This is a genomic window from Mucilaginibacter dorajii (genome assembly GCF_024808255.1).
In the GTDB taxonomy this organism is placed as follows: Bacteria; Bacteroidota; Bacteroidia; order Sphingobacteriales; family Sphingobacteriaceae; genus Mucilaginibacter; species Mucilaginibacter dorajii.
Genome location: NZ_JANTYS010000023.1, coordinates 41,575 through 54,722, shown reverse-complemented (window position 1 = coordinate 54,722; position 13,148 = coordinate 41,575). Strand labels below are relative to the sequence as shown.

At 39.7% G+C, this 13,148-nt stretch carries 15 protein-coding genes and 1 tRNA gene; 10 read left to right on the top strand and 6 right to left on the bottom strand.

Translation table 11 applies throughout. The features are described from left to right. Window positions 1–194 precede the first annotated feature (194 nt). Window positions 195–641 (top strand): thioredoxin family protein, encoded by a 447-nt coding sequence (locus FHS10_RS23750; RefSeq protein ID WP_259095893.1) that lies wholly within the window; start codon window positions 195–197, stop codon window positions 639–641. A gap of 60 nt (window positions 642–701) precedes the next feature. On the opposite strand, the gene FHS10_RS23745 is transcribed toward FHS10_RS23750, so the two are convergent. Beyond that, window positions 702–1,577, bottom strand: a complete 876-nt coding sequence (locus FHS10_RS23745; RefSeq protein ID WP_259095891.1) for a ferritin-like domain-containing protein — start codon at window positions 1,575–1,577, stop codon at window positions 702–704. A 13-nt stretch (window positions 1,578–1,590) separates the two neighbouring features. Then, window positions 1,591–2,292 carry a ferritin-like domain-containing protein gene (locus FHS10_RS23740; protein ID WP_259095889.1) on the bottom strand — a complete coding sequence of 234 codons (702 nt, stop codon included), beginning with the start codon at window positions 2,290–2,292 and terminating at the stop codon, window positions 1,591–1,593. Window positions 2,293–3,015: 723 nt separating this feature from the next. Here FHS10_RS23740 and FHS10_RS23735 point away from each other — a divergent pair. The 6 genes from FHS10_RS23735 (at window position 3,016) to FHS10_RS23710 (ending at window position 8,367) form a co-directional block, all read left to right on the top strand. Next, window positions 3,016–3,327 carry a hypothetical protein gene (locus FHS10_RS23735; RefSeq protein ID WP_259095888.1) on the top strand — a complete coding sequence of 104 codons (312 nt, stop codon included), beginning with the start codon at window positions 3,016–3,018 and terminating at the stop codon, window positions 3,325–3,327. Window positions 3,328–3,490: 163 nt separating this feature from the next. Continuing rightward, window positions 3,491–3,565 (top strand) — tRNA-Val (locus FHS10_RS23730). Between the two features lie 137 nt (window positions 3,566–3,702). After that, window positions 3,703–5,037, top strand: coding sequence for a site-specific integrase (locus FHS10_RS23725; protein WP_259095886.1), 1,335 nt, complete (start codon window positions 3,703–3,705; stop codon window positions 5,035–5,037). A gap of 63 nt (window positions 5,038–5,100) precedes the next feature. Further along, complete coding sequence (locus FHS10_RS23720; RefSeq protein ID WP_259095884.1) at window positions 5,101–5,952, top strand: hypothetical protein; 852 nt, start codon at window positions 5,101–5,103, stop codon at window positions 5,950–5,952. 95 nt (window positions 5,953–6,047) lie between these two features. Further along, a complete protein-coding gene (locus FHS10_RS23715; protein WP_259095882.1) occupies window positions 6,048–6,461 on the top strand; it encodes a hypothetical protein in 414 nt (137 codons plus the stop codon). A gap of 106 nt (window positions 6,462–6,567) precedes the next feature. After that, entirely contained in the window at window positions 6,568–8,367 is a 1,800-nt protein-coding gene (locus tag FHS10_RS23710) for a hypothetical protein (protein WP_259095880.1), read from the top strand. A gap of 222 nt (window positions 8,368–8,589) precedes the next feature. On the opposite strand, the gene FHS10_RS23705 is transcribed toward FHS10_RS23710, so the two are convergent. From FHS10_RS23705 to FHS10_RS23690, 4 genes are all read right to left on the bottom strand, one after another. Continuing rightward, entirely contained in the window at window positions 8,590–8,853 is a 264-nt protein-coding gene (locus FHS10_RS23705) for a hypothetical protein (RefSeq protein WP_259095878.1), read from the bottom strand. Window positions 8,854–8,968: 115 nt separating this feature from the next. Next, on the bottom strand, window positions 8,969–9,106 hold the full coding sequence (locus FHS10_RS23700; RefSeq protein WP_259095876.1) for a hypothetical protein: 138 nt from the start codon (window positions 9,104–9,106) through the stop codon (window positions 8,969–8,971). Window positions 9,107–9,387: 281 nt separating this feature from the next. After that, the gene (locus FHS10_RS23695; protein ID WP_259095874.1) at window positions 9,388–9,627 is read right to left on the bottom strand and encodes a hypothetical protein; all 240 of its coding nucleotides are present in this window, start codon (window positions 9,625–9,627) and stop codon (window positions 9,388–9,390) included. Next, a complete protein-coding gene (locus FHS10_RS23690; protein WP_259095872.1) occupies window positions 9,627–10,505 on the bottom strand; it encodes a hypothetical protein in 879 nt (292 codons plus the stop codon). Before FHS10_RS23690 ends, FHS10_RS23695 begins: the two co-directional genes overlap by 1 nt. Before the next feature lie 467 nt (window positions 10,506–10,972). Here FHS10_RS23690 and FHS10_RS23685 point away from each other — a divergent pair, with 467 nt between their 5' ends. The 3 genes from FHS10_RS23685 (at window position 10,973) to FHS10_RS23675 (ending at window position 12,809) form a co-directional block, all read left to right on the top strand. After that, on the top strand, window positions 10,973–11,476 hold the full coding sequence (locus FHS10_RS23685; RefSeq protein WP_259095870.1) for a hypothetical protein: 504 nt from the start codon (window positions 10,973–10,975) through the stop codon (window positions 11,474–11,476). A 307-nt stretch (window positions 11,477–11,783) separates the two neighbouring features. Next, on the top strand, window positions 11,784–12,512 hold the full coding sequence (locus FHS10_RS23680; RefSeq protein ID WP_259095868.1) for a hypothetical protein: 729 nt from the start codon (window positions 11,784–11,786) through the stop codon (window positions 12,510–12,512). Window positions 12,513–12,569: 57 nt separating this feature from the next. Then, window positions 12,570–12,809, top strand: coding sequence for a hypothetical protein (locus FHS10_RS23675; RefSeq protein WP_259095866.1), 240 nt, complete (start codon window positions 12,570–12,572; stop codon window positions 12,807–12,809). Window positions 12,810–13,148: the final 339 nt, after the last annotated feature.

The window sequence follows — 13,148 nt, the reverse complement described above, 5'->3', positions numbered from 1 at the left end:
AGCAGCAGGCACAAAGACAGCAACAGCAGCAAGCACAACGTCAACAACAGCAAAAGCAGCAGCAGGAAAAGCAGCAGCAGGACCACCGCCCTTAATACTTAAAAGAGGCTTTAAGCTTTAACTTATAGCACATATAAACTACCATTAATAGGTTTATATGTGCTATTTTTATTGCTGCTAATCTTAAAACAGATATGAGATACCTTTTCAGGCTACAGTTTATAATTACATTCACTATTCTTACGGTTTGTTGCACCTTAACAAGCAATGCGCAGGATGTAAAATCATCCGCCCAAATAAATTTCATTGAAAACTCCTGGGGCGAGGCATTGAAGCAGGCAGCTGCTAAAAACAAATATATTTTTGTTGATGCCTATGCAAGTTGGTGTGGTCCCTGTAAATTACTTAAGGCAACTACCTTTAAAGATGGTAAAGTGGCCAGGTTTTATAATAGCAATTTTATAAATGTGGCTATGGATATGGAAAAAGGCGATGGGCCACAACTGGCCGCGAAATGGGGTTTACAGGCCTATCCAACCATGATCATTTTTGATCCCAAGGGAAAACCTGTTTATGGCACTGTAGGTTATATTAAAGCTGATGACCTGATTAAATTTGGTGTAAAAGGCCTTAACAAATAATAAAGCACAAAAAAGCCGGGCGACGAACACTACCCGGCTTTATATATAAGTTAATTGCTGCTATTTTACAATAAAGCTACCAACCAGTAATTTAAGTACGGCATCCATGCTTAGCGGCTCATCAAATGAAGCTGTAGCAACTGAAACAGAAGTACTACCACCTGATGCATTTTTTAATGTAGTTACATCAACGCCGCCCTGGATAACGTTTTGTTCGCCGTCGTAATTGCCATCTACTAAGCTAACTCCCGTATCGTTTCCTTTTGCAGTTGTGCTAATGATCCATGGGGTTACACCAATAAGCTGACGGGTTGCTGATGCGTGACGCGCCTCAACAGCATGAATAGATAAAGCGGCGGTTAATACCGTTTTATACAAATCGGCACCTGCCGCGGTTTTGTTAGCCAATATGTTTTCGGCCTGGCCTTTATAAGCGCGTACACCTGTATCTTCAAATGCAACGGCAACTTTTTGGAAAGTAGCCAAATCTGTATAAACAGAATTACCTAAAGGACCTTTTCCTGTACCGCCACCAGCCGAAAAATCGAATGTTGGGCTGGTTACCGGCGTACCGCCTACGCTTTTGATAACTGCTATCAAAAATTCTACGTGTTTACTTTCGTCATCAGCGATGGTTTGATAATAAGGGTGGATAGCAGCTGGGATAAATCCGGCTTTATCAACCGCGTTTGCATAAAACTTGGCTTCAAGAAACTCTAAAGTAAGCGCATAGTTCAAAATATCAACAACTGATGGAGTTGATGTTTGAGCAACTGCTCTTTTGATCATTGTACCCAAAGCAAAGGGTACAGCAGCCATTGCTACTTTTGAACCAAAGCTGGTAATGTTTTTGATCGCGGCACGACGAGGGTTTACCTTATCGGAAAAATCCGGATCTATTTTTTCTATTTCTTCTATGATGTTGAATAAATTCATGGCGTTTTTTTGATTAAGCTGCTACGTAACTATAATTTGATGCACTTACTTTAGTTTTCAGGTATGTGTTGGCAATTTTCAATACATCTGCTATAGATGCCGAAAGATTCAAGCCATTAGCATCAACCTGATCGCTGGCTGCAAATGAGCCCGGCGTAATTAAATTGCTGATCAGCGCGGCGTGCCTTGCTTCAACAGAAACAATTTTGCCGGCAAGTGTAAGGTAAGCACCACCACCAATTAAATAGCCCGCGCCATCATAAGCTTTAACGCCGGTATCTTCAAATGCTTTGGCAGCACCTAATGTGGCAGCCCTGTTGGTAAAGTTAATTGAGGTAAAATCAACCGTTAATGCAGGGATAGCGTTTGCGCCTAATGCAGCTTTAAAAAACTCGCGATGCAAAATTTCGTGATCACGGATGCTGGTCAACAATGCTTTTTCGTTATCGGTAATGCCAGAGTAAGGAGTTAAAACTACCTGGGTATAAAAGGCTGCTTCCAGTTGCTCTAATGCGTAAGCATAGTTAAGGATAGCCAGATCGCCGGTTGCGCCGATATCGATACCCTTGGTAGGGTTAACAATAACGGGATGATCTTTGGTGCAGGATGCGGCAGCTAAAAGCCCTACCGAGGCCACACCCACTCCTGCATAACGCAGGAATGACCTCCGGGCCATATTTGCTCCTGATATGCTTTCTTGTGATTCTGTTTTCATAAAGTAAAATTTTTAATGGTTCAATTAGTTTCGTTTCCGTTTGTAAATGGACATACGCTGATAGAAACCCGGTGGATTGTAAAATGTTGATAATTAGTATACTCTGAATTAGAGTAATTGCCAAATGGGTTAAGCTTTTTCGTGAAAGTTTAAAATTGACGAAATAGTCAAAGGATAACACGAATCCATTTCACATCTTCATACGGCATCATGAAATTAAAAAGGGAGGTAATAAAACAACGGCGATTCACATTAGCGCAGTAATCAAAAAAAGAAAGACACCCTTTATTTCAACACGTTTTAAATATTGATTAAATAATGGCGGGGAAATAACGGCTTTCCTTAAAAGCAATTACGTTAGAAACTTTCTACATGAAGGGTGAGTGTTTTTGAGTCCGAAAGGAATTTTTTCAATAAAAAAGGCCGGAAAACTCTCGCAGTTTTACGGCCCTACATCTACCTATGAAAAACAACCCTTTGAGAAGGGTATTAACCATTAGTCAATTGTAATGCCAAATGCTTAATGTGTGTAAATAACACAATAAACGCGGTTTTTACTTTTAGGCAATATGTAGATGTGGAAAAACTTCTACGCGAACACGGGTTTATTTTACACAATACCAGGATTTTAAATAATTTTTCCCCAATAAACATCCCTTAAAATTTACAGGTATAAATGAACATTAGTAGAAACCATACCCACCAAACATTGTTAATACCTTTATGGACCACAATGTTTACTTACTGGCGACCGATCCTAAAAACCCTTGCAGAGATATCATTCACTCCAGGGATACCAGGCTAAAGGTGAGGGTTTTTTGCCTTGCTGAAGAAAGATTTAGTGCAGATCCTAATGAAATTCAGCTTTTTGGTTACGTGAATGGAAAGCTATATGCCTTTGAAACCATCAATATTGCGGCCGACGACGCTCTTGATGTGGTAAGCGCCATTCAGTGGTATGCCGATTACATGGATGAGCCTGATATGGAAATATTGCCCGAAGACCCACGGCCTGGGGAAAATATAGCTATGTGAAGCTGTGTTTTACAGCTAAAAAGACTTCCCGAAAAATTAAAATGCTCAAAAATAGCACCTTAAAATAAATTTGAATTTTTTTTTTGAAGAATAGATTTAAGCTTCTATATTTGCAGTCCCAAACGCAAGGGAGTTATAATCGAAAGAGAATAACAAAACGCAAGGGAGTTTAGCTCAGCTGGTTCAGAGCATCTGCCTTACAAGCAGAGGGTCACTGGTTCGAACCCAGTAACTCCCACATAACAAAAGCCTCTTAGAGATAATCTAAGGGGCTTTTTTTGTGGAGTTTAGGGTGGTTTGGCTAAACAAGCCCTATCGACCGATAGTTTGTTTGCACACTGTTTGCACAAACAGGGTAACCATAATCTCAATCACATGGTTACTTACAAAGTCCTGCTTGATACAAGGCGGGCAAAATCAGACGGCACATATTCAGTGCAAATCAGGATCACTTACAATCGTAAAAGCAGTACAGTGAACACAGGAGTGTTTATTAAGGAGGTATTTTGGGATAACAACCAGGCTAAGGTATTAAACACGCATCCTAATGCAGCCCTGCTAAATAAAAAAACAACCGAGTTTTATTTAAAAGTACAGAAGGCTGTACTGGAACTTGAGGGTCAAGAAAGCTTTGATCTTGACATACTAAAGGAGCGATTAAGCGAGGATTATAGTACAACGAAGGCAAAGGCCAACCAGTGCTTTAAAGAGTTTGCAGATCAGCTTATAACAAGCATGTTCGAAGCAAACGAGACAGGTAACGCTACAGTTTATAGGACTGCAACTAACAGACTGCTGGTCTTTGCAGACAACCCCAAGCTAAGGTTTGTCGAAATCAATTACACTTTTCTTGAAAGCTTTAAGCGACACCTTACAAAACAGGAGATTAAACCCAACTCTATAAGTAATTACTTCAGAACTTTAAGGGCAATTTATAACAAGGCTGTCAAGGCTAAGTTAGTTGACCGGTCACATTATCCTTTCTTAGATGTCACCGTTAAAACTGAGAAGACCGCCAAACGTGCAATTACATTAGAGGATTTAAGGCGTATACTTTACGAACCTTATAAACTAAAGTCTCAGGAATGGCATGCTCGTAATTATTTCTTATTAAGTTTTGCCTTACGTGGTGCTTCCTTTACAGACCTTGCTTACTTAAAGCCAACTAACATCGACAAACATCTGTTAGCTTATAAGAGGCGTAAGACGGGTACAGAATTAAAGATTAAGGTCATCTCAGAACTAACCAAGCTACTATCGTATTACGCCGGCAGCAATTCTAAATATCTGCTTCCTATTTTGCCTTACGATGTAGTTGAAGGTAGCAGAGAGGCAAAGAAAATTATAGCTCAGTGGATTAAAACTACCAACAAATATCTTGATCGGATCGGAATTAAGCTTGGAATAGATGATGAGATTACGACTTATGTATCAAGACATACTTGGGCGACGTCGGCCAAAAAACTTGGGTTCTCCAACGAATTAATTGCTGAATGTTTGGGCCATGAGTATGGTAATAAGATTACTAATATCTACCTTGATACATTCGACCAAAGCATGATCGATAACGTGAACTCGGTTGTACTGCTAAATCTAAAGTCTTGTCACCGGGAAATTAAACATCAATACAGGTATGGATTAAAGGCTATGTTTGACCCATCATCGTTTAAAGGACAAAAGCTTAAGTTACAACCAGCAGCAATTCTATAATTGCAAAATGTAAATTTGATTAGCAGGGCATGCAAGTGTCCTGCTTTTTTTTTATAATCGTAAATGGCATACATTATTAAGCTAACCGTCAGTCCGGAAATTCTATTAAAGTATAATCATGGGGGACGTTACGGTCAGCAACAACTCGTTGATGCAATTAACCTAAAAGAAAAATTACCCGTAACCTTCGAGTATGACTTTTTTAAGGAAGGTGAGGTAATGACCGAAAGTAAAGGGGCAGAAGTCCGTCAAGGTTTCAACAACTTGTTAGAGACGCATCTAGCCGACCCAGATGATGACTTTCTTTATTATGTACTGTCCCAAAATCACAATGCCAGATTGAGAGTAATGCACATGCAAGATATAAGATTGGATGACGAACCACGTTCCCTAAGACGCAAGACAAAGGATTTGGCTCAATTGATTCTATATTATGATCAACATCCAATTGACTACAAAACTAGAATAACCTTTGAAGGAACAACCGGTAGCACAGTCAGAATAAATTCAAAAGAGTTAAACAACTGGCTCAATAAATTGATAAGGAATGCCATAGCTCTTGCAGATTTTCCGACGGATGAACTTGTTAATTATATGCCATACTTATTGCCTGGAACTACAAATCGGGAACTTCAATTGGCTACAGCTTCAAGTTTGTCACTTACGAATACCGCCGAAGAACATCATAGAATCTTTACGGAATTTCTTTGGTTTATTTTTGACTACTTACGCGAGGAGAACGTGATAAAACATAAAAAGAAGGTCAAATATCCTACTAAAGTAATGCTGTTCCTGTATGACTTAGCAAAACTATTTGAGTGGCTTCCCCAAAACCACATGGTTATAGATGAGGCAGATTATATTCGGAGTCTTTTTACAAACTATTTTAAAAAGAGAAGCAAAAGCGATAAATAGGATTGTTTTTAGTGTGTCAAATATCGGTCTGTCACAGACTTGGTAACGTAATCTTGTAAAACCAGGCAATGTTGCCGGGTATAAGATTAAATAAAATGGACATACTTAATAAGTTCCATGATGTAGCTGAGGGGGCAGAGCATGACCCCAATAAAAATTCTTTAAATGCCCAACAGGCGCTTGGCCTAGAACCTGGCCCTTTAATAATTAATAATGCTCACGATTTTTTAGTTCATGGCAAGAGCCTTAGGGATGCAGATGTTAAGCATCTGGATACAGGTATAAAGTGCATGAACGCAGGTTTGAGAGTAGGTCGTTTCTCAAATGAGATGTTAGACAAGGGTGGCCGTCGTTACATATTTATTGATTTTGTAAAAGCGCGAGGTTATGTTAGTTGCAAACTCATACTTGAAGGAGGTATGGAGGAACTTTTTAACGCATACCTTGATGGTAAAGTAACAGTTCGTTTCACTTTATCGCAACTGATTGAGGAAGCCAAGAAGCACTAACTCAGTGCTAAATACCAGTGGGGCAACCGCTCCACTGGTTTATTAAACCACTCATTTATTTAAAACAAAGAACGGCTCAATGAGCCGCATTAGATAACTATACACTATGACAACTACATATACAGCTGTTAAGCTTAACCAAGGACAGTTCCTTAGCGAAATAGAACCATTTAAATCTTCATGCATACCAACAGATCATATCATAAACAAGACTGTTCCCGGTTGCGGTATCACTACCCTCGAAGCATTACATACTAAACGGCATAGCATAATCATTCTACCAAACGTACCTGTGATAGAGGGAAAAGTAAGTGAGCAAAACAAACCAAAAAACAAGGGACATTACTTATTAGGAGTGCATAAAGGTATCGAAATTGAACACATACAGAAATATCTAAAGTCGGATAATGTTTACAAGAAAATACTCACTACACCTGAGGGTTTTGTAAATAAGGTTATTAAAGCCTTCGATGGTAATAAGAAAAGCTTACTGGAAGATTACTTTTTGCTCTATGATGAATGTGAAAGAATAATAACAGACGTAAGCTACAGGGACGCAATCACCGCACCAATGAAGTACTTTTTTATGTTCAAGCAAAAGGCATTAGTCTCAGCGACAACCCTTCCGTTTTCCGACAAGCGATTGAATGACTTTAAACATATCGTTATAGAACCGAACTATGATTACAGTAAGGTTATTAAAGTAGTACAAACCAATAACGTACTTGAATCATTTAGACGGCATACTAATGATTTAAATAGTGAGCAGTATGCAATCTTTCTAAATTCTACTGATATCATTCTTGCGCTAATAGAAGGTATGGGCATTCGAAGTGAAAGCATGGTGTTTTGTGCCCAAGACAGTGTTAAAAAGCTTGCAGGTGATGCCTTCATGAATGCATCTCATATTCTTGCAACAGATCGGATAAAGAAATATACTTTTTATACCAGCAGGTTTTTCTCGGCAGTTGATATTAAAGTAAACCACACACCTGATATCATCATGCTAACAGACGTTTATTTTGCAAAACACTCTATACTCGACCCATTTACCGAGGTAGTACAAATATCGGGACGATACCGCAACGGCATTGCAAGCCTTACTCATATAAGTAATTTTAACCCCAAGCTATCTTCTAAATCGGAACAAGAGTCAAGACATTACCTTGATGGATGCTTTGATACCTACAAGGGTTTTCTAAAAAGCTATAACCATGAAACACATCCGGGCAGCAAAGACATGTTTAGCACTGCAATATCAACATCACCAGTACATAATTTCTTTGATGATGATGAGGTAAACCCTTTCATGGTAGACAACTACATTTCAGAAGAAAGGGTAAGAGGCTACTACCGTTCTGAATCCTATCTGAAAGAACCGTACGAGATGCTCCGAAATCATTATAAGCCCACATTTAAAACCGAGAAATATGCGTTAGGAGACTATGAAAGGTTATGCAGAGGAACGAAAATGCCAGAGAGCGAGAAGCGTAAAGTGATCGCACATCAAATTGATAAGTTCACGCCTAGACATGGGAATTATGTCATTGAGCCTGAAGGCTTACGCGACTCTATTAGAAGTGCATATCCATTAGTTGCAACGTTATACGACTTGGTAGGGCTTGAAGGTCTGGAGCAAACAGATTACTCTATAGGTAGTATAAAGGCTGCTATAAAAGTAGCGGAGAGTAACGCACTTTACAAACGCCTGGCTCCATTTGTATACAATGTCTTCGATGGTCAAGTATCTAATTCTAAAGACATGGCCGCTAAACTAACGAAGGTTTATAAAGACAATGGGGTTATAGAGGAAGCTAAAGCCGCTCATATATCAAAGTTTTATAACACAACTAGAAGCACTAAAGATGGCGAACACGTCTACAAACTACTTAGTAAGCTTTGGTAACAACCAATCTATCAATCCATCTTTTTCAAGTTTTTCCTTATGTTACGGGCTGATAAATTCTTTGGATTGATAGACTGATTTTAACAGCAGCCGCCTTAGGGTGGCTGCCTTGTTTAATGGGGTGCAATTACCTGTTTTATGCCTTAAAAGCTTCAATATGCAGGGTTTACGCTTAAACAATGCAATTACTATTCTAAGCCTATAAGAAGTCGGAGATGCCTACTATTTGACACTAACGGGAAGCTTACCACCTTTGGCATCATCGGCAGCAATATTAATCCCAGCCACTCGAACGATATTTATCTCCTGTTCGCCCAACACCTTGACGTTTAAGGAGCCGTCAGGGTTAAGTGGTACAGTTACAAACTTTGACGGTGTTACCGCAGCATTAGCCTTTGGAAACACACCTACTACAGATAGCGTAAGAATAACTAAACAGAAGGCGATCACAGTTAGAACGCCATTGAGGTACTTTTGACTTGTCATGATGGGTTTGATTTAAGTTTCATACAAGGTAAGCTGATTAGCTGATATATACAACTACTTTACAACCTCCGGGCTGTGCCACTTTGTAAATCTAAGCCTCTAAGGATATAGCTTGTTAAGTTGATGACGCAACAACACGTAGTTCGTAATACCAAACACCTGCTACCAGTACAAAGCAATAAGCCATCGGCCATGCAAGAAACGTTGCATTACTGGCTGGGTCATCAAAACCAAACAACAGAAGGAAGGGCACGAATGTTAATATTATAGCTACAATACTTATCAGGATCCTTGTTGTCACCCAATTCCATTTAAGCATAGTCAGACTATGTAGTGAAAGCCAAAACAGCACCCAACTTGGTATTGATAACACCAACCCATACGGTAGTGAATAAAGGTAGAATCCGCCAACAGCTGTGAGGTTGTGAAAGAAATTAGGTCTAGTAAGAGCATCGTACACTCCATAAAGCGCAGGTCCAACAAGTACGCTTGTTAGCCATATCTTTAGGCTATAGATAAGTGTTTGCTTCATGGCTATTTGACAAATCCGACGATATACATTGCAACGAAGAGCAAGGTAAACACTTGAACCCAGTTAAATACTGAGGGCTTACGTACAAACAAAACTCCCACGATACTTCCGGCAACAATACCAATCAATCCCTTAAGGTAAAGTGTGTGAAGGCACATTGCCACGCCTCCCAAAACTAAGTACAGGAATACCGTTCCAGCTACTATCTTAAAGGCGACTATGTTTACTTTTGTCCAGTTCATTAAGCAAGTTTTATCTTAAGCTTGTAGTACACATTGATGGTGTTGAGTAGGCTGTAAAATACCCATTCGAGTTGTTCAGGATGTTCCAGTGTCATAACCTTGTTATGGTTGTGCCTTATGTCAAAGTTGTTGACTAACTGAAAGAACGCTTCAACATCCGGCCTCGCTATCACAGATGTGAGATCGCTTCTTAGTGGCTCAAGAACTGCCGCCAGCGTCACACACGCGGAACGCATATGCTCCATAGTCTGAGGCTCGTCAAAGAATAGCTTTTTAGCGTGATTAATCTTCTCATCGATAGCTGCGTCACTGGTAGTGATTTCTTGAGTAACAAGCCCAATCATTGGTACCTTGGGAAGACCTTTTTCTACTTCTTTGATTCCGTCCTGAGTAAGCAGCACTTTAGTGTATGAACCATTTACATTCGTTCGATTTGGCCATTCCAAGAGACCTTCTTTGCCTAAATACGTTACTACTCGTTCGAATTCCTCAGGTGTTTCACAAAAACATAATGGATAATCATGTAGTGGAAATAATGTTCTTGATTTGTATTCGTTTGCTCCAAGGTCGTAGAGAAGTTTTAGTAGGTGGTTTGCTTTCTCATGAAAACTTTTAGGGTATTTGTAAGTGGAGAGTCCATGGTTAATGAATGTCGTACTAAGAAAGATAGGCATTTCATTTCGTATTGTTAAGTTCTTACAGATACCTGCTAATAAATAGTGATTGTAGTCACCTTTATTGATATACTCTATCGCCAGTGGTAAAGATATGTTTACATTACCTGCAACAAGTGATGTGTAGCTAAAGCTTAAGCCATCAGCAGAACGAGGTTCTGGAAATTTATATCCTGAGAGTAAACAGTGGGTTATCGTTGTCATACAGTAAAAGTACTTAAATGAGAGGTATACTTATTAAACATGTTAAGACAGGGAGATAACTCACGCTATATCTGATATTTAAATCTGACACCCTATTATAAAACAGCCAGGTTAAGAAACCTTTTTTATTAGCTCCCTTATTCTTGAAATAGCTGTACTGACAAGTCTATTTCAATCCGAAATTTCTGTATAGTTCACGCCCCCACCGGTACATTATGATATAACCCCGCCTGATGCTCGTGAGACAGACGTATAATATATGGCGCGATCACAGCATCAGGCACCCAGTAATCGAAAAAGGAATCCGCCTCTAATTTTCTGAACCCACATACAGTCTCATCTAACAAACCTGCCTAACGGTATTCCCTATCTGCACTTGCCTATTCTCTTAAAGGCTGTAATGCTTACCGCCATGCTTAGCACTTACATCAATTATTCACATTGTAACACACCAACCCACTAATATCATGAACAAACAACACACCCACACCCACAAAGTCCAACTATCAGCCTATAACATGGAGGTTAAGGCTGCCTACTTTAAAGTGCTAAAGCAAACCAAACAGCTGCTGGCAACTATCGAACGTCATGAACTGCGTTGCACTTACTTGCGCAAAACCAAGGACAACAAGGGCTTTATCACTACAGTAAACGAACTGATATCACCACTACTTTACCTATCCTTAGAATGGAGCGTAGACAACCTAACTATCAGCTACGGGTTTGAATGCTTTAACAATGAGTCGGAGTACACCGCTATTACTGCAAAGTTCGTACGCTTGCTTTACAAGCTTACTTCTATTGAACATACCACACTTGACATTGAAGAATGCATCGACACTGAGTATGTTAACACTGATTGCTCAGCATTGTACGAAGCCATTGACGATAGCAATAACAAGCAGCATAGCTTCTCACTGATAGCCTATAAGCCAACAGGAAAAAGAAAACAGCTTAAGGCAGTGGCATAGTTAAAAGCTGTTTACTAACTTCGTGGCAAACAAAGGAGGAAACCGACAGCATACCACAACGAAGACATATTAACATGTAAAATATAAGCGTTAAGCTTTGTTTGTTCTACTTTAGGAATCGGGAAAATTCATAATTGTAGCAGAACAAATGAGTTCAACGTCCGGCGCGAAAGCGTCTGGGCGATGACTTGTTTGTTGCTACTGGGTTTTCCCGAACCTCTAAAGTGCAGACGTAGTTAAGTCCAGGCGCTTTCGTGCATTACAAACCTACCGATTGAGGACTGCTCGGTGCCTTATCTATAAAAAAATGCCTACACACAAGATTATCCATTGTCCAGTTTGTAATAAGAAATATGGCATATATGAGGAAGCATTTACAAACTTTCTTTGCTTCGATTGCAATGCACCCATCCAATACAATGTTAAAAGGAAAACCGTCACAAGTCAGTACAAACCCCCAACGGCCTATAGTCACCAACCGTCTAATTTAAGGACTGAAAAGTTAAACGTTAAAAAGAAAGACCCATTGGAGGTAGTCGCTATTTGGATTTTCGCTGTTCCTTTAGCTGGGATTATTTTAATAATGATCGTAATGGGGTTATCAAGTCTCGCCAAATTGGTAAGCACACCTGATGCAAAAGCACAGCCGATAAGTACTTATTCACCACCATCTAATATCGCGTCACCAACTAAGGACGTTCAACCACAGTCAAATACACAAGCAGAAAACAGACCTTATCAGTTATGTAGTGTCAGGCTGATCAACACACTAAGAAACACAGATAAGACTGGTGGTTATAAAGCGTCGACCGATGTAGATACTAAAACGTTGACCTTAACCCTTGTCGATAACCCGAACGAGATTATCACTGTTCATTATGATGGTGGTGGGTTACACACCTTTAAACTATATGAAAATGGCGTGCTAGAAGCGACCAAAACGATGTACCGTAGACCGGATCTAGAAAGCGGTGCTAAGGAAATCATATATACAAGCCGAACTGAACAGATTAAAATAATCATCAAGTACGATTAAACCTTTTGCTATAATACAATATAGGCACCCACAATAATCCAACCTAACATCGTACACATGGCATCTAATAATAATTACAACTTGACCGGCAAAACTTTGCCTGAAGGCGTTGAGCACACAGAAACTTTTACAGTAAATGAATTTATCGAACGGGAACAAGCTACCGAGCCGAAGGGTAAGAAATGGCTGTTCAATTTGTTGATAGTACTTGTTCTTTTACGAGAGCTAATTATGCTACCCTACTACATCGTAGTCGGCATTTATAAATGGGTTAGGAAGTTAACCACAAAAGGCTAACAGAACTACAATGACCACAAGCATAGCTATCCTTTTCCCTAAGAAGTTGTTTAAGAGGGAAAGGATAGCTATGCTTGATGGCTGGTCGCAGAGGCCTCTCACACACTCGGAAGAAAGGTGTTCTTCTCTCCTAAGCTGAAACAACAAACTTGCCAGGCTTCATCTCGCTTAATAAGTGCTACGCACACATCGCGCTCGATTGCTTTTGCCCTACTTCTTAAAGGCTTACATTGGCTATTCATGCCCACTTCACCACAGCCCCAACACCAATAGCCAACTACGCCTTTAACCCAACACAAAGCAGCCTGTCATGCCTGTTGTAGTAGCAAAGTCGTTCAT

Bases quoted from the DNA above. Each gene is read 5' to 3' on its own strand.
- FHS10_RS23735 (WP_259095888.1), top strand. From the start codon at position 3,016: ATGGACCACAATGTTTACTTACTGGCGACCGATCCTAAAAACCCTTGC.
- FHS10_RS23690 (WP_259095872.1), bottom strand. From the start codon at position 10,505: ATGACAACGATAACCCACTGTTTACTCTCAGGATATAAATTTCCAGAA.
- FHS10_RS23720 (WP_259095884.1), top strand. From the start codon at position 5,101: ATGGCATACATTATTAAGCTAACCGTCAGTCCGGAAATTCTATTAAAG.
- FHS10_RS23745 (WP_259095891.1), bottom strand. From the start codon at position 1,577: ATGAATTTATTCAACATCATAGAAGAAATAGAAAAAATAGATCCGGAT.
- FHS10_RS23680 (WP_259095868.1), top strand. From the start codon at position 11,784: ATGCCTACACACAAGATTATCCATTGTCCAGTTTGTAATAAGAAATAT.
- FHS10_RS23695 (WP_259095874.1), bottom strand. From the start codon at position 9,627: ATGAACTGGACAAAAGTAAACATAGTCGCCTTTAAGATAGTAGCTGGA.
- FHS10_RS23685 (WP_259095870.1), top strand. From the start codon at position 10,973: ATGAACAAACAACACACCCACACCCACAAAGTCCAACTATCAGCCTAT.
- FHS10_RS23705 (WP_259095878.1), bottom strand. From the start codon at position 8,853: ATGACAAGTCAAAAGTACCTCAATGGCGTTCTAACTGTGATCGCCTTC.
- FHS10_RS23715 (WP_259095882.1), top strand. From the start codon at position 6,048: ATGGACATACTTAATAAGTTCCATGATGTAGCTGAGGGGGCAGAGCAT.
- FHS10_RS23725 (WP_259095886.1), top strand. From the start codon at position 3,703: ATGGTTACTTACAAAGTCCTGCTTGATACAAGGCGGGCAAAATCAGAC.
- FHS10_RS23675 (WP_259095866.1), top strand. From the start codon at position 12,570: ATGGCATCTAATAATAATTACAACTTGACCGGCAAAACTTTGCCTGAA.
- FHS10_RS23740 (WP_259095889.1), bottom strand. From the start codon at position 2,292: ATGAAAACAGAATCACAAGAAAGCATATCAGGAGCAAATATGGCCCGG.
- FHS10_RS23710 (WP_259095880.1), top strand. From the start codon at position 6,568: ATGACAACTACATATACAGCTGTTAAGCTTAACCAAGGACAGTTCCTT.
- FHS10_RS23750 (WP_259095893.1), top strand. From the start codon at position 195: ATGAGATACCTTTTCAGGCTACAGTTTATAATTACATTCACTATTCTT.